Genomic DNA, 24,341 nt, shown 5'->3' with positions numbered 1-24,341 from the left:
CCCCGCCCTGGGAATCAGGCAACGCTGTTCAGCGCGTCGCCGACGGCGCTCATCAAGCGGTCGAGGTCTTCCGGCTTGGCGTTGAAGGTCGGCCCGAACTGCAGGGTGTCGCCGCCGAAGCGCACGTAGAAGCCCTCAGCCCAGAGCTTCAGGCCGATCTCGTAGGGACGCACGATGGCGTCGCCGTCACGCGGGGCGATCTGGATCGCACCGGCCAGGCCGCAGTTGCGGATGTCTACCACGTGGCTGGCGCCTTTCACTCCGTGCAGCGCCTTCTCGAAGTGCGGCGCCAGTTCCAGCGACTGCTGGATCAGGTTTTCCTTGGCCAGCAGTTCCAGCGAGGCGAGGCCGGCGGCGCAGGCTACCGGGTGCGCGGAGTAGGTGTAGCCGTGGCCGAATTCCACCGCGTAGTCGGGCGTGGCCTGACCCATGAAGGTCTGGTAGATCTCGCGACTGGCGATCACCGCGCCGAGCGGAATGGCGCCGTTGGTGATCTGTTTGGCGACGTTCATGATGTCCGGGGTAACGCCGAAATACTCGGCGCCGGTGGCCTTGCCCATGCGCCCGAAACCGGTGATCACTTCGTCGAAGATCAGCAGGATGTTGTGGGCGTCGCAGATTTCGCGCAGGCGCTGCAGGTAGCCGGTGGGCGGCACGATGACGCCGGCCGAGCCGGACATCGGCTCGACGATCACCGCGGCGATGTTCGAGGCGTCGTGCAGTTCGATCAGCTTGAGCAGCTCGTTTGCCAGCTCCACGCCGCCGGTCTGCGCCATGCCGCGGGTGAACGCCATGCCCGGCTGCAGGGTATGCGGCAGGTGGTCGGCATCCATCAACTGGCCGAACATCTTGCGGTTGCCGCCGATGCCGCCGAGCGCGGTGCCGGCGATGTTCACGCCGTGATAGCCACGGGCGCGGCCGATCAGCTTGGTCTTCGCCGGCTGGCCCTTCAGGCGCCAGTAGGCGCGCGCCATCTTCACCGCGGTGTCGGCGCACTCGGAACCGGAGTTGGTATAGAAGACGTGGTTGAGTTCGCCCGGCGTCAGCTCGGCGATCTTCTCGGCCAGCTGGAACGACAGCGGGTGGCCGTGCTGGAAGCCCGGCGAGTAGTCGAGCGTGCCGAGCTGTTTGGCCACCGCTTCCTGGATTTCCTTGCGCGTGTGCCCGGCACCGCAGGTCCACAGGCCGGAGAGGCTGTCGTAGATCTTGCGGCCCTTGTCGTCGAACAGGTAGCTGCCTTCGGCACCGACGATGATCCGCGGGTCCTTCTGGAATGCGCGGTTGGCGGTGAACGGCATCCAGTGGGCGTCGAGCTTGAGCTGGCTGGCCAGGGGCGGAGTGGCGGTCTGCGGCATGTTCATCGGCGAATCCTCGCGAAGGCGGACAGGGAGTCGTAGCAGCGGCGGCTGGCTCGCCTCTACGGAATAGCACTTGCCGGCGACAGTGACACGCGCATAGATTCTCTAAAATCCGATTATTCCTATCTTCGGTTTACCAACCACTAAACAATTGCAGCCCCCTGCAAAAGCCCCGGTGCGCGCGGCGCACCCTACGCAAGAGAGCCTCGCATGAGCATCCGCCGCCCCGACCCGCTGGCCCAGGTCAGCGACTTCGATATCCGTCTGCTCAGGCTGTTTCGCAGCGTGGTGGAATGCGGCGGCTTTTCCGCCGCCGAGGGCGCGCTCGGCATCGGCCGTTCGGCGATCAGCCAGCAGATGAGCGATCTGGAACAGCGCCTCGGCCTGCGTCTGTGCCAGCGCGGTCGCGCCGGCTTCGCCCTGACCGAAGAAGGCCGCGAGGTCTACCAGGCGTCGCAACAGGTGCTCAGCGCGCTGGAGACCTTCCGCACCGAGGTCAACGGGCTGCACCGCCACCTGCGCGGCGAGCTGAACATCGGCCTCACCGACAACCTGGTCACGGTGCCGCAGATGCGCATCACCCACGCCCTCGCCCGGCTCAAGGAGCGCGGCCCGGACGTGCGCATCCAGATCCGCATGATTCCACCCGGCGAAGTCGAACAGGGCGTGCTCGGCGGCAGCCTGCACGTCGGCGTGGTGCCGCAGGCCGGCGCCCTGCCCGGCCTGGAATACCTGCCACTGTACAGCGAACGTTCGCAGCTCTATTGCGCGGTGGGCCACCCGCTGTTCTACGTCGACGACGATGCGCTGGAAGACCGCCGCCTGAACGACCAGAACGCCATCGCGCCGACCTTCCGCCTGCCCACCGAAATCCAGGCGCACTACGGCGCGCTGAACTGCAGCGCCAGCGCCTCGGACCGCGAGGGCATGGCCTTCCTGATCCTCACCGGGCGCTACATCGGCTATCTGCCCGACCACTACGCGAGGCAGTGGGTGCAGCAAGGCCGCCTGCGGGCGCTGAAACCGGGGACGCGCTTCTACGACCTGAGCCTGGCATCGGTGACGCGCAAGGGCCGGCGCCCGCATCTGGTGCTGGAGAGTTTTCTGGAAGCGCTCGACGCGACGGGCTGAACGGACGCTGTGCGGGTGCGCCGCCAACCCCTCGGCGCGTCATTTCGGTGCACAGGGAACGCTCGTCGACGTCGACGCGAATCCAGCGCTGAAGCGCGATCCTTTTCACAAGCAATTGATTCAAATAGAAAAATAAAAACTTGAAGACGTCACCCGGGAACAAAACCTGGGCACATGGTCAGCTTTTTGCTTCAGGCAGACGCCCGCCACCGGGCCACTGCCACCTATCGAGCCCCGCATGAACGCCGAATCCGAAAACGCCCCCGATCTGATCTACGGACTGGAAGACCGCCCGGCCCCCGTCGCCGCCGTGTTCGCCGCCCTGCAACACGTGCTGGCGAGCTTCGTCGGCATCATCACGCCGCCCCTGGTGATCGGCTCGGTGCTCGGCCTCGGCGCCCACCTGCCGTATCTGATCAGCATGGCGCTGATGGTCTCGGGCGTCGGCACCTTCATCCAGGCGCGTCGCCCGTTCGGCATCGGCGCCGGGATGATCTGCCTGCAGGGCACCAGCTTCGCCTTCCTCGGCGCGGTGCTGTCCGCCGGCTTCATCGTCAAGAGCCGCGGCGGCAGCCCGGAGGACATCCTCGCGATGATCTTCGGCGTGTGCTTCTTCGGCGCCTTCGTGCAGATCGTCCTGAGCCGCTTCATCGGCCGGCTGCAGCGCCTGGTCACCCCGCTGGTGACCGGCATCGTCATCACCCTGATCGGCGTCAGCCTGATCAAGGTCGGCGTCACCGACCTCGGCGGCGGCTTCAACGCGCCGGACTTCGGTGCCCCACGCAACCTCGCGCTGGGCGCGCTGGTACTGGTCACCATCATCCTGCTGAACCGCTCCAACCGCCCCTGGGTGCGCCTCTCGGCGATCATCATCGGGCTGGCGATCGGCAGCCTGGCCGCCTGGTTCAGCGGCAAACTGGTCCCGCAGCCGTTGCCCGAGCTGCCGCTGATCAGCCTGCCGATCCCGTTCCGCTTCGGTTTCGCCTTCGACTGGACGGCGTTCCTTCCGGTCGCGCTGATCTACGTGATCAGCACCATCGAAACCGTCGGCGACCTGACCGCCAACTGCATGCTCTCGCGCAAGCCCATCGAAGGCCCGAGCTACGTGCAGCGACTCAAGGGCGGCGTGCTCGGGGACGGCGTCAGCTGCCTGCTGGCGGCCACCTTCAGCGCCTTCCCCAACACCACCTTCGCGCAGAACAACGGGGTCATCCAGATGACCGGCGTGGCCAGCCGCCATGTCGGCCTCTACATCGGCGCGATCCTCTTCGCCCTCGGCCTGTTTCCGCTGCTGGGCGCGGTGCTGCAGCAGATTCCCAAGCCGGTGCTCGGCGGCGCCACCCTGGTGATGTTCGGCAGCGTCGCCGCCGCCGGCATCCGCATCCTCGCCCGCGCGCCGCTGGACCGCCGCAGCATGCTGATCATCGCCGCCTCGTTCGGCGTCGGCCTGGGCATCGCCGCGCAGCCGACGCTGCTGCACGAGTTGCCGAAGATCGTGCAGAACCTGTTCGACTCGGCGATCACCTGCGGCGGCCTGACCGCGATCATCCTCAACCTGGTGTTGCCCCTGGAACAGGCGAACACAGCGGCCCGGACCGGCGCGGAAACTTCCGAACCGCTCTGAGCCTGACCTTCTCCTTTTTGGTTGACCTGACCGCCCCTCCTCGCGAGGGGCTTTTTTTCACCTGGCGAGACGCTCGATACACGCCCGCGAACGCCCCGGAAAAAGGCAAGCACGACGCCGCCACGCACCGCGATCGGGCAGGCCTCGGCAATTTTCAGGATTATCGTTTCGCAGGCTTGTCTCGCGCCGATCTGTGGAGTATCTGTTCTCCCGCCCAAGCTGACTCACCGGATAGGTAATGACCGCCGATACCCCCGCCGTGACCGCACCGTCCAACGGAAAGCCCGCCGGTCGCATCCGCCAGAAGAACGAAGAAACCATCCTCACGGCCGCCACCGAAGAATTCGCCCGGCACGGTTTCAAGGGCACCAGCATGAACACCATCGCCCTGCGCGCGGGGCTGCCCAAGGCCAACCTGCATTACTACTTCAGCAACAAGCTGGGACTGTACATCGAGGTGATGCGCAACATCCTCGAACTCTGGGACGGCACCTTCAGCCACCTGCGCGCCGAGGACGACCCGAGCACCGCGCTGGCCAACTACATCCGCGCCAAGATGGAATACTCGCGACGCGAACCGCTGGCCTCGAAGATCTTCGCCATGGAAGTGATCAGCGGCGGAGCCTGCCTGTCCGAGCACTTCAGCCAGGACTACCGCGACTGGGTACGCGGCCGCGCCGCGGTGTTCGAGGCCTGGATCGCCCAGGGCAAGATGGACCCGGTCGACCCGATCCACCTGATCTTCCTGCTGTGGGGCAGCACCCAGCACTACGCCGACTTCTCTAGCCAGATCTGCAGCCTGATGGGCCGCAAGAAGCTCACCCGCGACGACTTCGCCGTCGCCACCGAGAACCTCATCCACATCATCCTCAAGGGCTGCGGCCTGACGCCGCCGAGCGCCTGATCCGGCCGCGCAACCGCCCACAGAATCTGTGCACAAAAATGTGCATAACACGGGGACAGGCGCACCGATCCCGCGCCTCGCGGGGCTTCGCCGGCGCTGCTCAAAAAATCGCCAACGGCTTGGGGTGCGACAGTACAACCCACTGACTTTATTGGTTTTTCCTGCTTGACAGCGGCGCCATGCGGGTTTTTCGCAGCTGCCGTGGCAGGCTGCCGCAGAGACGATCCCCGCCAGCCGCGAACCTGTGGATAAGTCTGCGGAAAACCGCCTGGAAAGCAGGCCCGGCAAGGACTGCAGCGCCCCACCCTTCACCCCGTTTTCCGGAGTTGCCATGAGTCGTCCGCTGCGCATCCATTCCCCCGCCGTGTACTACTTCGACATGGTCTGCCGCTCGCGCTCGATCCGCGAGGCGGCGCGCCAGCTGAACGTCGCTTCCTCGGCGGTCAACCGGCAGATCCTCAAGCTCGAACACGAACTTGGCGTGCCGCTGTTCGACCGCCTTCCGGGCGGCCTGCAACTGACCAGCGCCGGTGAAACCCTGGCCCGCCACGTCAAGCTGGTGCTGCAGGACGCCGAGCGCGCGCGCTCCGAGCTGGACGCCATGCAGGGGCTGCGCACCGGGCACGTGGAGATCGCCACGGTGGAAGGGCCGACCGTCGACCTGCTGCCGAACCTGCTGATGCGCCTGCGCGAGCGCTACCCACGGGTGACCGTCGGCGTCACCACGCTCGGCTCGACGGCGATTCCCGAAGCGGTGATCAGTGGCGCGGCGGACATCGGCCTGGCCTTCGCCCTGCCGCGCACCACCGACCTCAACCAGATGGCGGTCGGGCATTTCCGCCTCGGCGCGCTGGTGGATGCCGCGCACCCGCTGGCCGGACGCAAGGATGTCAGCTTCGCCACCTGCGCCGAGCACACCCTGATCCTGGCCAAGAGCGAGCTGTCGATCCATCACCTGCTCAAGCCGATCCTCGCCCGCCACGCCCAGCGCCTGCGCCCGGTGATCGAGTCGAACTCGGTCGAGCTGTCGCGCCAGCTGGTGCGGCGCGGCATGGGCGTGGCGTTCCAGACCCGCATCGGCGTCGAGGCCGACCGCCACAGCGGCCTCCTCCAGCACCTGCCGCTGAACGACAACGGCGGCGTGTTCAGCGATCTCGGCGTCTACGTGCGCAGCGGCCGCTACCTGCCGGTGGCGGTGGACGCCTTCGTCCGCGCCCTGGGCGAGGAGATCGCTCAGCTCGAACGGGCCGAGGCGCAGGAAATCGAGGCGCAACGCGGCTGACTTCCGCCACCGCAACGCCGCCCGGTGGATCGGTGGATCGGTGGATCGGTGGATCGGTGGATCGTAATTCACCCTACGGAACCGCTCCCCTCTCCCATTCATGGGAGAGGGGCCGGGGGAGAGGGCCGGAAGGCTGCGAGCCGCGTCCTTACCCTCCCTGAGCACGAAGGGTGGATGACGCTTTTTCATCCACCGCAGCACCGACCGGTGGATCGATGGAGCGTGATCCACCCTACGGAACCGCTCCCCTCTCCCATTCATGGGAGAGGGGCCGGGGGAGAGGGCCGGAAGGCTGCGAGCCGCGTCCTTACCCTCCCTGAGCACGAAGGGTGGATGACGCTTTTTCATCCACCGCAGCACCGCCCGGTGGATCGGTGGAGCGTGATCCACCCTACGGAACGCGCAGTGCAAGGGCAGCGACGAGCGATGCCGTTTTGGCATCGGGGCAGGCGTAATTCTCTTCTTGGGAGCATCAGCGTGCGCGCCGTATGCTCGGGCCAACCTTGGAGACAGCACATGCCCACCTCACTCGACGCCCGCGACCTGCCCAGCACCAGCCTGCCCATCATCGACCTCTCCGGCGCCGAATCCGGCGACCCGCAGCGCCTGGCCGAAATCGCCGCCGAGATCGGCAGCGCGTGCCGCGACAAGGGCTTCTTCTACGTCGTCGGACACGGCATCGACCCGGCGTTGCAGGCGGCGATGTTCGAGCAGTCGCGGCAGTTCTTCGCCCTGCCGGAGGCGGACAAGCTGGCGCTGCACAAGGCCAACTCCAGCGCCAACCGTGGCTACGAGCCCTTGCGCGGCCAGGTGCTGGAAGCGGGCACGCCGCCGGACCTGAAGGAAGGCTTCTACATGGGCCCGGAGCTGGGCGCGGAGCATCCCTCCGTGCAGGCCGGGCGCTTCAACCACGGGCCCAACCAGTGGCCGCAGGCGCTGCCGGAATTCCGCGAGGTGAACCTGCGCTACCTCGAGGCGGTGAGCGACCTGGCGCAACGGCTGATGGGCCTGATGGCGCTGTCGCTGGGGTTGCCGCACTCGCATTTCGACGACTACTGCCACGATCCGCTGACCACCCTGCGCCTGCTGCACTACCCGCCGCAGCCGGCCAACGCCGCGCCTGGCGAGAAGGGCTGCGGCGCGCACAGCGACTTCGGCGGACTGACCCTGCTGTTGCAGGACGGCAGCGACGGCTTGCAGGTCTGGGATCAGGACAACGGCGAATGGCTGTCCGGCACGCCGGTGCCGGGCGCCTACGTGATCAACCTGGGCGACATGATCGCGCGCTGGACCAACGACCGTTACCACTCGACGCTGCATCGGGTGATCAACACCAGCGGCGGCGAGCGCTACTCGATTCCGTTCTTCTACAGCGGCAACCCCGATCACCTGGTCGAGTGCCTGCCCGGCTCCGACGAGCCGCCGCGCTACCCGGCGGTGACCGTCGAGGAACACCTGCGCGAGATGTACCGGCGCACCTATGCCTGAGACGCACGTCATCCTGATCCACGGAGCCTGGGCCGGCGGCTGGGTCTGGGACGGCCTGCTGCCGACCCTGCGCGACGCCGGCTACCGCCCGCATGCACCGGACCTGATCGGCAACGGCGCCGATGCCGTGGCGCCCGGCGAGGTCACCCTTGAAGGCTATCGCGAACAGATCCTCGCGCTGATCGCCGCGCTGGACGGCAAGGTGCACCTGGTCGCGCATTCCGGCGGCGGGCTGACCGCCACCGCGGTGGGCGAAGCGGCGCCGGAGCGCATCGCCAGCGTCAGCTACGTCGCCGGGATGATGCTGCCCAGCGGCCTGGGCTTCGCCGAACTCTGCGCGCAGCTGAGTGCGGAGGGCGAGGACGTCGCCGGCATCGGCCCCTACCTGCAGCCGGTCGACGGCGGCAGCCGCGTGCCGCCGCAGGCGGCGCGGGAGATCTTCTTCCACGACGCGCCGGACGAAGCCGCCCGGTGCGCCGCCGAACGCCTGGTGATGCAGCCCGACGGCGGTCGCCAGGTCAGCGTGCAGTGGAGCGCGGAACGCTTCGGCCGGCTGCCGCGTCTGTACATCGAAGCGCGCGCCGACCGCTCGGTGACGCTCGCCGCGCAACGGCGCATGCAGCAGCAGGTGCCCGGCGCCCAGGTGGTCAGCCTGGCCTGCGGGCACGTCCCGCAGCTGGCCGCGCCGGACCACCTGGCCAGCGCGCTGCTGGGCTTCTTCGCGCAAACCGATTCGTTTCTTGCATGACCTACCGTTCTTCCTCCAGGAGTTCACCCCCATGACGCTCTCCCCGCTCAAAGCCGCGCTGCTCGCCGCCGGCCTGTTCGCCTTCGCCGGCACCTCGCAGGCCGCCGACAAGGTGCGCTGGTTGAACGACTGGCTGCCGGCCGGCGACAAGGCCGCGATCTACCTCGGCGTGCAGAAGGGCCTGTTCGCCGCCGAAGGCCTCGAGGTGGAAATCGGCAGCGCCCGTGGCGGCAGCGACGTGGTCACCAAGCTGGCCACCGCCAGCGCCGACTTCGGCTCCGCCAGCCTGCCGGCCCTGCTGCAGGCGCGCGCCCAGGGCGAAGTGCCGGTGGTGGCGCTGGCGCCGATCTACACGCGCCAGCCGGATGCGGTATTCACCACCGAGGACAGCGGCATCGCCAGCATCAAGGACCTGGTTGGCAAGCAGGTCGCCACGCCGACCTTCTCCGCGTCCAACGTGACCTGGCCGCTGGTGCTCTCCAACAACGGCATCGCCGCCGACGCCATCCCGCTGCTCAAGGTCGACCCGGGCGCGATGACCGCCATGCTCGCCACCGGCAAGGTGCAGGCCACGCTGAACTGGGTGACCGTGGCGCCGGGCTTCGAGAAGGCCCTCGCCGAAACCGGCAAGAAGCTGCGCGTGCTGCCCTGGTCGGACTACGGCTTCGACGGCTACGGCCTGTCGCTGATGGGTTCCAAGCGCTTCGTCGACGCCCACCCGGATGTCGCCGAGCGCTTCGTCCGCGCCTATCAGAAGGCCGAGGACATGGCCGTCGCCGACCCGGCCGCAGCCGCCGCGGCGCTCAAGGCCATGGTTCCGGAAATCGACGAGGCGCAGGCCGAAGCCCAGTACCGCGCGTCGCTGCCGCTGATCGACAACCCGGTCAGCGAGAAGCTCGGCAAGAAGACCTTCGACAGCACGCTGCTCAACACCACCTGGGAATGGGTGGCCAAGTCGCAGAACCTGCCGCTGGATACCCTCGACCCGGCCAGCGCCATCGACGGGCGCTTCTCCAAGTGAACGAAACGCCCGCGAACGCTACGGAAACCCGGCCGAGCCTGCGCTTCGAGCATGTCGGCCAGGTCTTCCCGGCCTCCGACGGCAGCCGGGTGGTGGCGCTGGAGGATGTCGACTTCAGCATCGGCCGACACGAGTTCGTCGCCGTCATCGGCCCGTCCGGGTGCGGCAAGAGCACGCTGCTGCGGGTGCTCGCCGGGCTGGTCAGGCCGACTTCCGGGCAGGTGCAGATCTACGGCCTGCCGGTGAACGGCCCGCGCGAGGAGATCGGCATCGTGTTCCAGAAGCCGACGCTGCTGCCCTGGCTGAGCATCGCCGACAACGTCACCTTCCCGATGAAGCACAAGTACGGCCGGGTGACGCCGCAGGAGCGCCAACGTGCCGGCGAGCTGCTGCAGATGGTCGGCCTCGCCGAGTTCGCCGACAAACGCCCGGACGAGCTGTCCGGCGGCATGCAGCAGCGCGCGGCGATCGCCCGGGCGCTGCTGCACGATCCGGAAATCCTGCTGATGGACGAGCCTTTCTCGGCGCTCGACGCGCTGACCCGCGACGAGATGAGCCTGGAGCTGCTGAACATCTGGACGCAGCGGCCGAAGACCGTGCTGTTCATCACCCACTCGATTCCCGAGGCGCTGCTGCTGGCCGACCGCATCTTGGTGATGTCGGCGCGGCCGGGGCGGGTGCGCGAGATCATCGAGGTCGACCTGCCGCGCCCGCGGTCCCTGGATACCCTGACGGAGCCGCGCTTCCATGAGCTCGCCAACCACATCCGCCGGCAGGTCTTCTCGCGTGTCGTCGGGCTCTAGGATGAGCGCACGCTGGAAGGACGGGCTCGCCCCGCTGTGCGCCTTCATCGCCCTGCTCGCGCTCTGGGAGGGCGCCTGCCGGCTGTTCGCCATCCCCGGCTTCGTGCTGCCCTCGCCCAGCGCCATCGCCGCTGCCGCCGGCAAGGTCGCGCCGGGCACCTGGGCCGGGCACATCGGCGCCACGCTGAAGGTCAGCCTGCTCGGCTACGGCCTGTCGATCCTGGTCGGGATTCCGCTGGCGATCGCGCTGTCGGCGTCGAAGGCGTTGTCGCGCACGCTCTATCCGTTGCTGGTGGTGGTGCAGTCCACGCCTATCGTGGCGGTGGCGCCGATCATCGTCGTGGTGCTCGGTGCCGGCGACCTGCCGCGGGTGTTCATCACCTTCCTGATCGCCTTCTTCCCGATCGTGGTGTCCACCGTCACGGGCCTGCAGGCGACACCGGCCGAACTCATCGAACTGTCGCAGTCGCTCGGCGCCAGTCGCCTGCGCGAGTACCGCAACATCCGCCTGCCCTACGCCATCCCGCACATCTTCGCCGCCCTGCGCATCTCCATCACCCTCGCGGTGATCGGTGCGGTGGTCGCCGAATTCGTCGCCGCGGAGAACGGCCTGGGCTACTTCATCAACTTCTCCACCTCGTTGTTCCAGGTCCCGCAGGCGTTCGCCGCGCTGATGATGCTGGTGCTGATCAGCCTTATCCTGTTCCAGCTGGTCGGCCTCGCGCAGCGCCTGCTGTTCGCCTGGAGCCTGCCCAAGAAGAGCCCATGACATGATCGATCACGAAACCCTGCTGCGTAAAAGCTTCGACGTCGCCCGCCGCGCCCACGAGAACGGCGCCCACCCCTTCGGCGCGATCCTGGTGGACGCCGATGGCAAGGTGCTGATGGAACAGGGCAACGCCTACCTGCCCGACCATGACATGACCGGCCACGCCGAACGCGTGCTGATGACCCGCGCGAGCACCACCTACAGCCCGGAATTCCTCGCCAACTGCAGCATGTACACCTCCGCAGAACCCTGCGCGATGTGCGCCGGCGCGGCCTACTGGGCGGGCCTGGGAAGGGTCGTCTATGGCCTCTCCGAAGCGCGCCTGAAGCGCATCACCGGCAACCATCCGGAAAATCCGACGCTGGACCTGCCCTGCCGCGTGGTGTTCGACGCCGGCCAGCGCAAGGTCGAGGTGATCGGCCCGCTGCTCGAGGAAGAGGGCGCGGAGCTGCACGACGGCGTGTGGTGATCGGCCGCACCGAAAGACGACGTCTCGCTCCGCAATGGTGCGACGACTTATCATGTGGCCGACCTTTGCGTCGGCCTTCTTATTGCACTGAAAAGCCGGCTGGCTTCCCGGCCAGGCTTGCCGGACGCCGCAGAAGCGTGCGCCGAGCACCGTTCTGCTGGCCTTTTGACAAAACTTGACCCACTGGCCAGGTTTTTGCTTTCGACAAGCCCATCCCGCTTCCCATTGGATACGCCATGTCCTTCGACACCGCTTCCACCCCGCGCCTGCAGATGCGTGGCATCACCAAACGCTACCCCGGCACCCTGGCCAACGACCGCGTCGAGCTGAGCATCCAGCCCGGCGAGATCCGCGCGCTGCTGGGCGAGAACGGCGCCGGCAAGAGCACGCTGATGAAAATCATCTACGGCGTCACCCAGCCGGACGAAGGCGAGATCATCTGGCATGGCGAGCCGCTGAAGATGCGCGACCCGGCGCAGGCGCGCGGGCTCGGCATCGGCATGGTGTTCCAGCATTTCTCGCTGTTCGAGACGCTCAGCGTGGCGGAGAACATCGCCCTGGCGATGGGCGCCGCGGCCGGGACGCCGAAGCAGCTGGAGCCGCGCATCCGCGAGGTGTCGCAGCGCTACGGCATGGCCCTGGAGCCGCACCGCCTGGTGCACAGCCTGTCGATCGGCGAGCGCCAGCGGGTGGAAATCGTTCGCTGCCTGATGCAGGACATCAAGCTGCTGATCCTCGACGAGCCGACCTCGGTGCTCACCCCGCAGGAAGCCGACGAGCTGTTCGTCACCCTGCGCCACCTGGCGGCGGAGGGCTGCAGCATCCTCTTCATCAGCCACAAGCTCGGCGAGGTACGCGCGCTCTGCCAGAGCGCCACCGTGTTGCGCGGCGGCAAGGTGTCCGGCCATTGCGTGCCGACGGAGTGCTCGGACATGGACCTGGCGCGGCTGATGGTCGGCGCGGCGGAAGGCCTGGAAGCGAGCTACCCGAAGGTCCACGGCGGCCTCACCCGCCTGCGCGTCGACGACCTCAACTGGCACAACGCCGACCCGTTCGGCACCTCCCTGGCGCAATGCCGCCTGGAAGTGCGCAGCGGCGAGATCGTCGGCATCGCCGGGGTCGCCGGCAACGGCCAGGACGAACTGCTGGCGCTGCTCTCCGGCGAGGTGCGCCTGCCCTCCACCGAACGCGAGCGCATCACCCTGGACAACCAGCCGGTGGCCAACCTCTACCCCGACGCGCGCCGCCAGCTCGGCCTGACCTTCGTTCCCGCCGAACGCCTCGGCCACGGCGCGGTGCCGGACATGAGCCTGGCCGACAACGCCCTGCTCACCGGCTTCCAGATGGGCCTGACCCGCGCCGGGATGATCAACCACGGCAAGGTGATGGCCTTCGCCGACAAGATCATCGCCGACTACGCGGTGAAGACCCCGGACGCCCACACCACGGCGCGCAGCCTGTCCGGCGGCAACCTGCAGAAGTTCATCCTCGGCCGGGAAATCCTCCAGCAGCCGAAGCTGCTGGTGGCGGCGCACCCGACCTGGGGCGTCGACGTCGGCGCCGCAGCGGCGATTCACCGCTCGCTGATCGCCCTGCGCGATGCCGGCGCGGCGATCCTGGTGATCTCCGAAGACCTCGACGAACTGTTCCAGATCAGCGACCGCATCGGGGCGCTGTGCAGCGGTCGCCTGTCGCCGCTGGCAGAAACCGCGCAGACCACGCCGGTGGAAGTCGGCCGCTGGATGGCCGGCGAATTCGAACCCGTAACCCACGCCTGACGAGACCGACCCATGTTGCTATCCCTAGAACCCCGCGGTCGCCAGTCCCGCGCCATGCTCTGGCTGTCGCCGCTGCTCGCCGGCGTGCTGACCCTGGCCAGCGGCGCCCTGCTGTTCGCCATCCTCGGCCATCCGCCGCTGGAAACCTTCAAGGTGCTGCTGATCGACCCGGTCTCCGACTTCTACGGCGTCTCCGAGCTGCTGGTGAAGGCGCTGCCGATCCTGCTCTGCGCGCTGGGCCTGGCGGTGGCCTACCAGGCGCGCATCTGGAACATCGGCGCCGAAGGCCAGTTGCTGATCGGCGCCCTCGCCGGCAGCGCGCTGGCGGTGCACATCATCGACTGGGAGAGCCGCTGGGCGCTGACCCTGGTGCTCGCCGCCGGTACGCTCGCCGGCGCGGCCTGGGGTGGCCTGGCGGCCTGGCTGCGGACGCGCTTCAATGCCAACGAAATCCTCACCACCATCATGCTCAACTACATCGCCCTGAACCTGCTGCTGTTCTTCGTGCACGGGCCGCTGAAGGACCCGGCCGGCTTCAACTTCCCGGAATCCGCGACCTTCGGCGATGCCAGCCGGCTGCCGGCGGTGGTTGAGGACGGCCGCGTCCATGCCGGGATCTACTTCGCCCTGCTGGCGCTGGTGGCGGTCTGGGTGCTGCTGCAGAAGAGCTTCGTCGGCTTCCAGATCAAGGTGCTCGGCCTGGACAAGCGCGCCGCCGGCTTCGTCGGTTTCCGCGAGCGCCGGCTGGTCTGGCTGGCGCTGCTGATCAGCGGCGGCCTGGCCGGTCTGGCCGGGGTCGGCGAGGTCACCGGGCCGATCGGCCAACTGGTGCCACAGGTGTCGCCGGGCTACGGCTACGCGGCGATCACCGTGGCTTTCCTCGGTCGCCTGAACCCGATCGGCATCCTCTTCGCCGGGTTGCTGATGGCACTGCTTTACCTCGGCGGCGAGAACGCGCAGATGGCCGCCAACCTGCCGCAATCGATCACCCAGCTGTTCCAGGGCATGGTGCTGTTCTTCCTGCTCGCCTGCGACGTGCTGATCCTCTACCGCCCGCGGCTGAAGCTGAAATGGGCCAAGCGCGCGGCGCTGCAGAAGGCCGCCGCGTGATGCGCCTGCCCGTCGCCCCTTACGAATTCGCGGAGTAACCATGGACATCGACCTGCTGACCAATATCTTCTACGCCATGGTGCGCACCGGAACGCCGCTGCTGCTGGTCGCCCTCGGCGAGCTGGTGTGCGAGAAGAGCGGCGTACTCAACCTCGGCCAGGAAGGCATGATGCTGTTCGGCGCGGTGATCGGCTTCATCGTCGCCTTCTCCAGCGGCAGCCTCTGGCTCGGCGTGCTGTGCGCCTGCCTGGCGGGCGTGCTGCTCTCGCTGCTATTCGCCTTCGTCGCCCTCGGCCTGTCGTCGAACCAGGTCGCCACCGGGCTGGCGCTGACCATCTTCGGCGTCGGCCTGTCGTCGTTCATCGGCGCCGCGTGGGTCGGCAAGCCGCTGGCCGGCTTCGAGCCGGTGGCGATCCCGCTGCTCAGCGAAATCCCGCTGCTGGGGCGCATGCTGTTCGGCCAGGACCTGCTGGTCTACCTGTCCTTCGCGCTGTTCGCGCTGGTCGCCTGGGTGATCCTCAAGAGTCGTGCCGGCCTGATCATCCAGGCGGTCGGCGAGAACCCCAACGCGGCCAGCGCCATGGGCCTGCCGGTGCTGCGCGTGCGCACCCTGGCGGTGATGTTCGGCGGCGCCATGGCCGGCCTCGCCGGCGGCTACATGTCCCTCGCCTACACGCCGATGTGGGCGGAGAACATGACCGCCGGACGCGGCTGGATCGCCTTGGCGCTGGTGGTGTTCGCCAGTTGGCGGGTGTTCCGCGTGGTGCTCGGCGCCTGGCTGTTCGGCCTCGCCAGCATCCTCCACCTGGTGGCCCAGGGCATTGGCCTGGCGATCCCCGGCAACCTGCTGGCGATGCTGCCCTACGTGGCGACCATCGTGGTGCTGGTGGTGCTCTCCCGCGATGCGATCAAGACCCGCCTGTACGCGCCGGTTTCCCTCGGCCAGCCGTGGAAAGCCGGGCACTGACCGCGTCGCCCACTCCACCTTCCGCGCTCTGCCGGTGCGCGCGGCGCACCCTACGGCTTCGATATGCGCAGGGGCAGCAGCTGCGCCACGCCCCAGGCGATCTCCGCGAGCAGAAACGGCAGCAGGATCAGGCTCGCGCCCTGGCTCAGGGCGTAGGCCTGCCAGAGGGCGAACAGCACCCGCCCGGCGGCGTCGTAGCGGCCCAGGCGCACCTGCGGATCGCGAATGCGCAGCACCGCCCAGACGCAGACGATCGAGCCCATCAGGTTGGCCATCAGCAGCTGCACAGGCCCGAATTCGCCCAGCTCGCCGGGGATCGCGAAACGGGCGGCGATACCCGCCAGTGCGCCGTGCAGCAGAACGAAGGTCCAGGGCGTGGCGAAGGCGGCGCTGACGATCAGGTCGTACCAGGCGCTGGCGCGAACCAGCCGGCGATAGTGTTGCGTGCTCCACATGGGCAAATCCTCGGATGAATGAGCGCATAGCCTGGAGCCTGGAGTAAGCTCCAGGGTCAAGCCCTTTTCCGGAGTCCCGCCATGCGCATCGGCGAGCTGGCGCAGAGCACCGCGGTGAGCCGCGACAGCCTGCGTTTCTACGAACGCCTCGGGCTGATCGGTTCGCGCCGCAGCGCCAACGGCTATCGCGACTACCCGCTGCAGGCCCGCGAGCTGGTGCTCTACATCAAGACCGCGCAGCGCCTGGGTTTCAGCCTGGCCGAGATCGGCAGCAACCTGGCGGGCGTGCAGAACGCCAGCGATCCGGACGCCGCCGTGCGCGTGTTGCTCGGCGACAAGCTGGCGCGGGTCGACCAGCAGATCGGCGAGCTGCAGCAACTGCGTGCGGAGTTGCAGACACGCCTGGGCAACGACTGCCCGCTGGGCCGCGACGAAGGGCCGGGCTGAATGCGCCGGTACGGAACGATCGCCGCCCATCCGGCTCCCAGAGTCGGGGCCGACAACGGCCAGACGCAGACGAGGGCATTACCCTGGAAAGCCTGATCAAGCTTTTTCCCTGGCTGCGAGCGGTGAACCGCAGCAGTTGGAGCCCGGACCTCGGCGCCGGCCTGCTCGGCGCGGTGCTGGCGCTGCCGCAGGGCGTCGCCTTTGCCACCCTCGCCGGGCTGCCGCCGCAGTACGGCGTGTACGGCGCGGTGCTGCCGTGCATCATCGCGGCGCTGTTCGGCTCCAGCCGGCACGTGGTGACAGGACCGAACAACGCCAACTCGCTCGCCCTGTTCGCGGCGCTGTCGCCGCTGGCGGCGGCCGGCTCGCCGCAGTACATCGACCTGGCCCTGGCGGTGACGGTGATGGTCGGCCTGCTGCAACTGCTGGTGGGCGCCTTCCGCCTCGGCGCGCTGGCCAATTTCATCTCGCCCTCCGTGCTGCTGGGGTTCATGTCCGGCGCGGCGGTGCTGATCGGCCTGTATTCGCTCAAGGACTTCTTCGGCATCGTGCTGCCGCGCGACAGCTCGCCGTACTTCCTGCTGCACTACATCCTCCAGCACCCGACCGCCATTCACTGGCCGACGCTGGGCATCGGCCTGCTCTCGCTCGGCGCGACCCTGCTGCTGCGCCGGCTGCGGCCGCGCTGGCCATACATGCTGGTGGGCCTGCTGGCGGGTTGCCTGGCGGCCTTCGTCATCGACTGGCTGAAGCCCGGCCTGCATGCTGGCATCAGCACGGTGGGCGCGATGCCCTCGGCGCTGCCGCCGTTCCATTTGCCGGAGGTCAGCTTCACCGACCTCGCCAACCTGTCGTCGATCGCCGTGGCGCTGACCCTGGTCGCGCTGGGTCAGTCGCTGTCGATCAGCAAGGCACTGGCGCAGCGTTCCGGGCAGCGCATCGACGTCAACCGCGAGTTCATCGGCCAGGGCCTGGCCAACGGCATTGGCGGCTTCTTCTCCTCCTACGTGTCCTGCGGCTCGCTGAACCGCTCGCTGCCCAGCTACGAGGCCGGCGCGCGCACCCCGCTGGCGGCGGTGTTCTCGGCGCTGCTGCTGGTGCTGCTGGTGAGTTTCGGCAGCGCCCTGATCGCGCAGATCCCGCTGGCGGCGATCGCCGCGATGCTGCTGCTGGTGGCCTGGAACCTGGTCGACGGGGCGCGCTGGCGGCACGTCCTGCGCACCAGCCGCAGCGAGGCGCTGGTGGCCGCGGTGACCTTCATGGCGACCCTGACCATCCCGCTGGACCGCGCGGTGCTGCTCGGCACGCTGGTCTCGCTGATGGTCTACCTGTACCGCTCGGCGCATCCGGCGGTGCGCGTGCTGCTGCCCGACCCGAACGACCCGGGCCGCCGCTTCACGCCGCTGGAAGACCTGCAGCCGGTGCCGGAAGAGTGCCCGCAGCTCAAGCTGGTGCGCATCGAAGGCTCGATCTTCTTCGGCGCCGCCGCGCATGTCGGCGATCATCTGCAGCAGTTCCGCGACCGGCACCAGCAGCAGAAGCACGTGCTGTTCATGACCAAGAGCATGAATTTCATCGACCTGGCCGGCAACGACCTCTGGGAACACGAACTCAAGCAGCGCCGCGGCATGGGCGGCGACCTGTACTTCCACCGCCCGCGCGCGCCGGTGCTGGAGCTGTTCGCCCGCAGCGGACTGCTCGGCCGCCTCGGCCGCGACCACGTGTTCGCCTCCAAGGACCAGGCGCTGAAAGCCATCTACCCGCGCCTGGACTCGGCGATCTGCCGCACCTGCAACGCGCGCGCCTTCACCGAATGCGCGCAGCGCGCCGCACACGCCCCGGACACCGACGCGCCGCTGATCGCCCGCCAGTAAAAGAGTCTCCATCCGGGGGATGACAACCCGCGGCGAAGCCCTTATCTTCGCCGCGCCCTCCATCAAGAAGGCACCTGGATCAGCAGACAGGAAAACTGAGCTGGCTAACCTGAACCCACACGTCAGAGGAGCCGGCCCATGGCTGCTACCCGCATCTGGATCAAGAACCCCCTCGCCCTGTTCACCGCCACGACCTCCACCGCCGCCGGCGGCCTGGTGATCGAGGACGGCGTCATCGTGCAACTGCTGGCCGCCGGGGAAGCGCCCGCCACGCCCTGCGGGCAAGTCTTCGACGCCCGCGAGCACGTCGTGCTGCCGGGGCTGATCAACACCCACCATCACTTCTACCAGACGCTCACCCGTGCCTGGGCCCCGGTGGTCAACCAGCCGCTGTTCCCCTGGCTGAAGACGCTCTACCCGGTGTGGGCGCGGCTGACACCGGAAAAGCTCGCCGTGGCCAGCACGGTGGCGCTGACCGAGCTGCTGCTCTCCGGCTGCACCACCGCGGCGGACCATCACTACCTGTTCCCCGACGGCCTGGAGGAAGCCATCGACGTGCAGGTCGAGGCGGTCCGCGCGCTGGGCATGCGCGCCATGCTGACGCGGGGGTCGATGAGCCTGGGCGAGAAGGACGGCGGCCTGCCGCCGCAGCAGACGGTGCAGCAGGGCCAGGTGATCCTCGACGACAGCCTGCGGCTGATCCGCCGCTACCACGAGCGTGGCGACGGTGCCCACGTGCAGATCGCCCTGGCGCCGTGCTCACCGTTCTCGGTGACCACCGAGATCATGAGCGCCAGCGCCGCGCTGGCGGAGGCCGAGGACGTGCGCCTGCACACTCACCTCGCCGAGACGCTGGACGAGGAGGACTTCTGCCTGAGGCGCTTCGGCCTGCGTACCGTGGACTATCTGGACAGCGTCGGCTGGCTCGGCCCGCGCACCTGGCTGGCCCACGGCATCCACTTCAACCCGGACGAGATCGCCCGCCTCGGCGCCGCCGGCACCGGCATCTGCCATTGCCCGAGCTCGAACATGCGCCTGGCCTCGGGCATCTGCCCGACCCTGGAGCTGGAAGCGGCCGGCGCGCCGATCGGCCTGGGCGTCGATGGTTCCGCCTCCAACGACGCCTCCAACATGGTCCTCGAGGCCAGGCAGGCGCTGTACCTGCAGCGCCTGCGCTACGGCGCCGAGCGGATCACCACGGAGCGGGCGCTGGGCTGGGCCACGCGCGGCTCGGCCAGGCTGCTCGGACGCCACGACATCGGTGAGCTGGCGCTGGGCAGGCAGGCCGACCTGGCGCTGTTCAAGCTCGACGAACTGCGCTTCTCCGGTAGCCACGACCCGCTCTCGGCCCTGCTGCTGTGCGGTGCCGACCGCGCCGACCGGGTGATGGTGGACGGCCAGTGGCGGGTGATCGACGGCCAGGTCGAAGGCCTCGACCTGCAAGCGCTGATCGCCCGCCACCGCGAAGCCGCCAGGGCCCTGATCGCCGGCTGACCCGGCGAGCTACGGGCCGCGTCAGCCGGCGCAGGGTGGATGACGCTCTGTTCCTCCACCGATGCACCGCCCAGGTGGATCGATGAGGCGCGATCCACCCTACGCCAGCACCAACCTGCGGGCGTCGGATGATGACGCTTTTTACATCCACCGATGCACCGCCCGGTGGATCGATAAGGCGCGATCCACCCTACGCCTGGGTTTACACCGCTAACCGCTGCCCAGCAGCAACCCCGCCAGCGCGCCGGCGGCCAGCAGCCACAGCGGGTGGACGCGGGTGAAGACGTCGAACAGCGCCACCAGCAGCGCGATGACGAACAGCAGCCAACTGGTCGCGGTAGCCTGCACCAGCAGCAGCGCGCTGGCGGCGACCAGGCCGATGGTCACCGGCAGCAGACCGGCCTGTACGTGGCGGCGCCATGGGTGATCCTTGAAGCGCTGCCAGAGGTGCAGGACGAATAGGGTCAGCAGCGACGAGGGGATGAACTTGGCCAGCGAGGCCACCAGCATTCCGCTCCAGCCGGCGACGTGCCAGCCGATCAGCGGCACCACCATCATGTTCGGTCCCGGCGCCGCGCGGGCCAGGGCGAACAGCGCGCCGAAGTCGGCGGCGGACATCCAGTGATGCACGTCCACCACCTGCCGCTGCATCTCCGGCAGCACCGTGTTGCCGCCGCCGAAGGCCAGCAGCGAGAGCTGGGTGAAGATGACCGCCAGGGCGAACAGCGTCTCGCTCATCGGCGGCGCCCCGCGGCGATCAGCACGCTCAACGGCGTCAGCACCAGCATCACCCCCAGCAGCGGCAACTGCAGCATGCCGAGCGCGACGAAGGCCAGCAACGCGACGCCGATGGCTACCGGCTGACCGCGCAACGGTCTGGCCATCTTCAGCGCCATCGACACCATCAGCCCGGCCGCGGCCGCGGCGAGCCCGGCGAACAGGTGGCGGATGTGCGGGTCGTCGTGGAAGCGCTCGTAGATCACGCCGAGGCCGATGACGATGGCCGTCGGCCCGGCCACCAGCCCGAGCAGCGCCGCCAGCGCCCCGGCGACGCCCTGGAAGCGCGCACCCACGGCCACCGAGAGGTTGATGATGTTGCCGCCGGGCAGGAACTGGCAGAGCCCGAGCAGCTCGGTGAACTCCTCCTCGCCGAGCCAGCGCCGGCGCTCCACCAGGGCGCGGCGCGCCAGCGGCAGGGCACCGCCGAAGGAGGTCAGGCCGAGGCCGAGAAAACCGAGGAACAGCGCGCTGCAACTCGGCCGCTGCGTTGCCGTGGTGGGTTCAGGTTCGCTCAAGCGATGTCTCCGCAATGAAGGTCGGGCCGCCTGCCGCTCACGCCGCCGCAGCCTTGTGGTCGGTGCGCCAGTTGCGCCACTGGTAGATCAGCGTGCCGAGCAGCGCATAGCCCGCGGCCATCGCCAGCAGCACCAGGATGTGCGGGCCGACGGCGCCCAGCGGCAGGTCCATCTGGTTCATTTCCGCCACCGCGCGGATGGTCCAGGTCGAGGGAATCGCATTGGCCAGCAGCAGCACCCAGTCGGGCATCGCCTGCGGCGGCCAGGTGTAGCCGGCGAGGTAGAACAGCGGCAGGGTGACGAAAGTGAGCGTCAGGTACACCGCCTCCTCCGAGGGCAGCAGCTCGGCGAGGAACTCGCTGAACGCCAGCACCGCCAGCAGGAACGGCAGGACGATGCCCAGCAGCGCCCAGAACGGCGAGGTCTGGCGGAAGCCGAAGATGTACGGCCAGATCACGTAGAGCAGCATCGCCAGGACGATCCAGATCAGCAACTGCGCCGCGTAGCGTCCCAGCCGGGTGGACAGCGGCTGACGCAGCGAGCGTGGCGTGCCGCCGCGCAGGTTGAGGCTGACCCGCGTGCTCGACAGCAGCAGGCCGTGCTGCAGGATCAGCGTGACCAGCCCCGGCAGGACGATGGCGGCGAAGCTGGCGCCGGGGTTGTACAGATCGACCAGGCGCGCCACCAGCGGATCGAGCAGGGTCTGCGTCTGCACCGCGGAAAAGCCGCTGCGCGCGAGCAGCTCGCCGTTGTGGTCGCGCAGCAGCTGGTTGTAGGTGGCGCTGATGTCCTGCTGAATCTGCCCGTTGGCGATGCGGTTGGTGGCGTCGCCGAACACCGGGACCACCAGTTGCTCGCCGCGCAGCAGGCGCTTCTCGAAATCCACCGGGATGACGATCACCGCGAACAGCTGGCGCCAGGCCAGGTCGGCCTGCGCCGCGGGCAGGTCGGCATAGGCCCGCACGCCGATCTTCGGCGCCGCGTCGAGCATCCGCGCCAGTTCGCGGCTGGCGCTGCTGTGGTCCATGTCGATCACCGCCACCGGCAGGTCGTCGATGGTGCGCCCCAGGTAGGGCGTGGAGGCGAAGCACACGGTGAGCACCAGCAGCAGCCAGAGCGGCTTGCCCAGCATGTTCTTCAGACTCTGCCGCAGGACGTTCCAGAAGTTTTCCATGGGCTCCTCGCTACGCCGGACTGAAATCGAGGCGCTTGCGCAGCCGCTGCTTGGCGATCATGTAGGTGACCAGCGGATACAGCGACAGCTTGAGGCAGGCGTAGGCGCCCGAGTTGGCCGGCGCCTCGCGGAGGAACTGGTCGAACAGCCCGTTCAGGCAGTGGGTGAGGGGCTCGAGGTAGCTGATCGCCTGGGCCGGCAGCGGCATCGCCAGGGTTGGGATGAGCACGCCCGAATAGGTCTGCGCGATACCGATCAGCATGCCCACCAGCGAGTAGGCGGAGAAGCGGTTGGCGGTGAAGATGAACAGCAGCAGCCCGATCGCCTGCGCGGCGACGACGTAGCAGATAGTGATCGCCAGCATCCAGCCGACGCTGCCCTTGATCACCGCGCCGTTGAGCACCACCAGCAGGAACAGCTCGACCATCAGCAGCGTCGAGAACAGCAGCGTGTAGGGCGCCAGCTTGCCCAGCAGACGCACTCCAAGCGCCTTGGCGCGCAGGATGTGTGGCGAGCTGGCGCGCAGCTCGGGCGCCTCGCGGGCGAGCACATGGATGGTGGCGATGATCACGAACAACTGCAGCAGGTGCACGATGGCGGCGAACTGCTGGTAGTAGATGTAGTTGCCGCTGGCGTTGTAGAGGCTCTCGAAGCTCACGCTGACACTGGCCAGGCTCGGCACCGGCTTGCCCATGCCGGCGGCGAGCACCGGGCGCACCTGCTGGTCAAGCAGCGCGGCGAGGCCGGCGAAGTCCTGGGTCGAGTAGAAGCCGGCGGCGTAGAACAGCGAGTTGTAATAGAACTGCACGCTCGGGCGGCGCCCGGCGAGCACGTCCTTCTCGAAATCGCGCGGGACGTAGAGCAGGCCGTACTGATCGGCTGCCTGCATGTGCCGCAGCGCCTCCGGCAGCCCGGCGGTCTGGGTCACCAGTTGCGCATGGGGGCCGGCGTCGAGCTGGCGCAACAGCTGCCGCGACAGGCTGCTGTGGTCCTCGTCGACCACCGACACGGGCATGTCCTGCAAGGTGCCGGCCTTGTAGATGCCGCTGATCACCACGAACAGCAGCAGCGGCCAGATCCAGCCGAGCCAGTGAATGGTCCAGCTGCGCGTCGCCAGCCGGGTCTCGGTATTGAACGCCTGGACGAAGCGCCAGGCGTCGCGCTTCAGTTGCTCGACCAGTGCCACAGCGCGCTCATCCCCGGGCGCAGCCCTTCGACCGGTTGTTCGGGGTACAGCCGCACTTCGAAGGTCTTGAGGTCGAAGTCGCCGGTGGCGCGGGTCGCACGCTTGGTGGCGAAGTCGCCCAGCGGCGCGATGTAGCCGACCTTGGCCTGCACGTCGCGATCGCCCAGCGCCGGCACCCGCACGGCGACCAGGTCGCCCTTGCGCACCCCGGCGAGGATGTCCTCGCGCAGGTTGAAGACGAAGTAGCTCTGCGACAGGCGCACCAGGGTCAGCAACGGGCTGTAGGCGTTCACCAGGGTGCCCTGCTCGGCGGGGATCGAGCCGACCTCGCCGTCCACCGGGGCGCGCACCTGCAAGTCGTCGGCCTGCGCCTGGAGCTGCTGCAGCTGGGCCTCGGCGCCGGCCAGCGCGGCGGACAGCGCTTCGCGACGCTCGTCGCGATCGCCGCTTTCGCCCTTGGCGAGGTTGGCGCGGGCGCTGTTGACCTGCTCGCGGGCGACGTCGCGCTGGCGCCGCGCGTCGTCCAGCTGGCTGGCCGGGTAGAATCCCTTCGCCGCGAGTTCGGAGAGCCGCTGGAAGTCGCGCTCGGCGTTGCGCAGCGTGGTTTCCGCCTCCGAAACCCCGGCGCGCAGCACCCGCAGGTCTTCCTCGCGGGTGCCGTTGTCGGACTCCTGGACCTGCGCCTGGGCCTCGGCGCGCGCCGCTTCCAGGCCGGCGACCTGGGCCTCGATCTCGGGGCTGGAAATGCTCACCAGCAGGTCGCCCTGCTTCACGTCGTCGCCGCGCTGCACGTGGAGGGTGGCGACGCGGCCGTGGGCCTTGGAGGACACCACGACGCTGATGGCGTCGGCTTCGCCCTGCAGCAGCAACGGTTCGCGATGCAGGCGCAGGTAAAGGGTGATGCCGACGATGCAGAGCAGCAGCAACGGCGCAAAGAGTTTCCATCCTTTCATCGACCGACTCC

Annotated in this window: 23 protein-coding genes; 16 read left to right on the top strand and 7 right to left on the bottom strand. The window is 68.4% G+C overall.

The window, feature by feature from the left end:
- Nucleotides 1–14: 14 nt before the first annotated feature.
- Complete coding sequence (gene aptA, locus BLV15_RS05675; protein WP_090225430.1) at nucleotides 15–1,361, bottom strand: omega-aminotransferase AptA; 1,347 nt, start codon at nucleotides 1,359–1,361, stop codon at nucleotides 15–17.
- 207 nt (nucleotides 1,362–1,568) lie between these two features.
- On the opposite strand from aptA, the gene BLV15_RS05670 reads away from it, so the two are divergent.
- From BLV15_RS05670 to BLV15_RS05610, 13 genes are all read left to right on the top strand, one after another.
- Entirely contained in the window at nucleotides 1,569–2,489 is a 921-nt protein-coding gene (locus BLV15_RS05670; protein ID WP_090225428.1) for a LysR family transcriptional regulator, read from the top strand.
- A 238-nt stretch (nucleotides 2,490–2,727) separates the two neighbouring features.
- Nucleotides 2,728–4,113 carry a nucleobase:cation symporter-2 family protein gene (locus BLV15_RS05665; protein ID WP_090225427.1) on the top strand — a complete coding sequence of 462 codons (1,386 nt, stop codon included), beginning with the start codon at nucleotides 2,728–2,730 and terminating at the stop codon, nucleotides 4,111–4,113.
- A gap of 238 nt (nucleotides 4,114–4,351) precedes the next feature.
- Complete coding sequence (locus tag BLV15_RS05660; protein WP_090225425.1) at nucleotides 4,352–5,017, top strand: TetR/AcrR family transcriptional regulator; 666 nt, start codon at nucleotides 4,352–4,354, stop codon at nucleotides 5,015–5,017.
- Nucleotides 5,018–5,348: 331 nt separating this feature from the next.
- Nucleotides 5,349–6,299 carry a LysR family transcriptional regulator gene (locus BLV15_RS05655; RefSeq protein WP_090225423.1) on the top strand — a complete coding sequence of 317 codons (951 nt, stop codon included), beginning with the start codon at nucleotides 5,349–5,351 and terminating at the stop codon, nucleotides 6,297–6,299.
- Between the two features lie 516 nt (nucleotides 6,300–6,815).
- On the top strand, nucleotides 6,816–7,787 hold the full coding sequence (locus BLV15_RS05650) for an isopenicillin N synthase family dioxygenase (protein ID WP_090225422.1): 972 nt from the start codon (nucleotides 6,816–6,818) through the stop codon (nucleotides 7,785–7,787).
- Nucleotides 7,780–8,535, top strand: coding sequence for an alpha/beta fold hydrolase (locus tag BLV15_RS05645; protein WP_090225420.1), 756 nt, complete (start codon nucleotides 7,780–7,782; stop codon nucleotides 8,533–8,535). Before BLV15_RS05650 ends, BLV15_RS05645 begins: the two co-directional genes overlap by 8 nt.
- A 31-nt stretch (nucleotides 8,536–8,566) precedes the next feature.
- Nucleotides 8,567–9,556, top strand: a complete 990-nt coding sequence (locus BLV15_RS05640) for an ABC transporter substrate-binding protein (RefSeq protein WP_090225418.1) — start codon at nucleotides 8,567–8,569, stop codon at nucleotides 9,554–9,556.
- Nucleotides 9,553–10,359, top strand: coding sequence for an ABC transporter ATP-binding protein (locus BLV15_RS05635; RefSeq protein WP_245728143.1), 807 nt, complete (start codon nucleotides 9,553–9,555; stop codon nucleotides 10,357–10,359). Before BLV15_RS05640 ends, BLV15_RS05635 begins: the two co-directional genes overlap by 4 nt.
- A 1-nt stretch (nucleotide 10,360) precedes the next feature.
- Complete coding sequence (locus BLV15_RS05630) at nucleotides 10,361–11,128, top strand: ABC transporter permease (protein ID WP_245728142.1); 768 nt, start codon at nucleotides 10,361–10,363, stop codon at nucleotides 11,126–11,128.
- A gap of 1 nt (nucleotide 11,129) precedes the next feature.
- Nucleotides 11,130–11,597, top strand: coding sequence for a nucleoside deaminase (locus BLV15_RS05625; RefSeq protein WP_090225413.1), 468 nt, complete (start codon nucleotides 11,130–11,132; stop codon nucleotides 11,595–11,597).
- Nucleotides 11,598–11,833: 236 nt separating this feature from the next.
- Entirely contained in the window at nucleotides 11,834–13,375 is a 1,542-nt protein-coding gene (locus BLV15_RS05620) for an ABC transporter ATP-binding protein (RefSeq protein ID WP_090225412.1), read from the top strand.
- A gap of 12 nt (nucleotides 13,376–13,387) precedes the next feature.
- Nucleotides 13,388–14,485, top strand: a complete 1,098-nt coding sequence (locus BLV15_RS05615; RefSeq protein WP_090225410.1) for an ABC transporter permease — start codon at nucleotides 13,388–13,390, stop codon at nucleotides 14,483–14,485.
- A gap of 40 nt (nucleotides 14,486–14,525) precedes the next feature.
- Complete coding sequence (locus BLV15_RS05610; protein ID WP_090225408.1) at nucleotides 14,526–15,452, top strand: ABC transporter permease; 927 nt, start codon at nucleotides 14,526–14,528, stop codon at nucleotides 15,450–15,452.
- A 50-nt stretch (nucleotides 15,453–15,502) separates the two neighbouring features.
- On the opposite strand, the gene BLV15_RS05605 is transcribed toward BLV15_RS05610, so the two are convergent.
- A complete protein-coding gene (locus BLV15_RS05605) occupies nucleotides 15,503–15,907 on the bottom strand; it encodes a hypothetical protein (protein ID WP_090225407.1) in 405 nt (134 codons plus the stop codon).
- Between the two features lie 81 nt (nucleotides 15,908–15,988).
- Here BLV15_RS05605 and BLV15_RS05600 point away from each other — a divergent pair, with 81 nt between their 5' ends.
- The 3 genes from BLV15_RS05600 to BLV15_RS05590 all read left to right on the top strand — a co-directional run bounded on the left by BLV15_RS05600 (nucleotide 15,989) and on the right by BLV15_RS05590 (nucleotide 19,722).
- Nucleotides 15,989–16,354, top strand: coding sequence for a MerR family DNA-binding protein (locus tag BLV15_RS05600; protein WP_090225405.1), 366 nt, complete (start codon nucleotides 15,989–15,991; stop codon nucleotides 16,352–16,354).
- 122 nt (nucleotides 16,355–16,476) lie between these two features.
- Nucleotides 16,477–18,228: a SulP family inorganic anion transporter gene (locus tag BLV15_RS05595; protein ID WP_245728141.1), complete on the top strand. Its 1,752-nt coding sequence runs from the start codon at nucleotides 16,477–16,479 to the stop codon at nucleotides 18,226–18,228.
- A 138-nt stretch (nucleotides 18,229–18,366) separates the two neighbouring features.
- Nucleotides 18,367–19,722 (top strand): 8-oxoguanine deaminase, encoded by a 1,356-nt coding sequence (locus BLV15_RS05590; RefSeq protein WP_090225402.1) that lies wholly within the window; start codon nucleotides 18,367–18,369, stop codon nucleotides 19,720–19,722.
- Between the two features lie 210 nt (nucleotides 19,723–19,932).
- On the opposite strand, the gene BLV15_RS05585 is transcribed toward BLV15_RS05590, so the two are convergent.
- The 5 genes from BLV15_RS05585 to BLV15_RS22055 are packed head-to-tail and all read right to left on the bottom strand — an operon-like array spanning nucleotide 19,933 to nucleotide 24,330.
- Nucleotides 19,933–20,460, bottom strand: a complete 528-nt coding sequence (locus tag BLV15_RS05585) for a chromate transporter (RefSeq protein WP_090225401.1) — start codon at nucleotides 20,458–20,460, stop codon at nucleotides 19,933–19,935.
- Nucleotides 20,457–21,017 (bottom strand): chromate transporter, encoded by a 561-nt coding sequence (locus BLV15_RS05580; RefSeq protein ID WP_090225399.1) that lies wholly within the window; start codon nucleotides 21,015–21,017, stop codon nucleotides 20,457–20,459. Before BLV15_RS05580 ends, BLV15_RS05585 begins: the two co-directional genes overlap by 4 nt.
- Nucleotides 21,018–21,054: 37 nt before the next feature.
- The gene (locus tag BLV15_RS05575) at nucleotides 21,055–22,191 is read right to left on the bottom strand and encodes an ABC transporter permease (protein WP_090225397.1); all 1,137 of its coding nucleotides are present in this window, start codon (nucleotides 22,189–22,191) and stop codon (nucleotides 21,055–21,057) included.
- Between the two features lie 10 nt (nucleotides 22,192–22,201).
- The gene (locus BLV15_RS22060; RefSeq protein WP_175534327.1) at nucleotides 22,202–23,371 is read right to left on the bottom strand and encodes an ABC transporter permease; all 1,170 of its coding nucleotides are present in this window, start codon (nucleotides 23,369–23,371) and stop codon (nucleotides 22,202–22,204) included.
- Nucleotides 23,356–24,330 (bottom strand): HlyD family secretion protein, encoded by a 975-nt coding sequence (locus BLV15_RS22055; protein WP_175534302.1) that lies wholly within the window; start codon nucleotides 24,328–24,330, stop codon nucleotides 23,356–23,358. Before BLV15_RS22055 ends, BLV15_RS22060 begins: the two co-directional genes overlap by 16 nt.
- Nucleotides 24,331–24,341 lie beyond the last annotated feature (11 nt).

Origin of the sequence: Pseudomonas kuykendallii (genome assembly GCF_900106975.1) — a bacterium.
GTDB classification, from domain to species: Bacteria; Pseudomonadota; Gammaproteobacteria; order Pseudomonadales; family Pseudomonadaceae; genus Pseudomonas_O; species Pseudomonas_O kuykendallii.
Note: the sequence above shows the minus strand (reverse complement) of the source record. Positions and strands in the feature narration are given on the sequence as shown.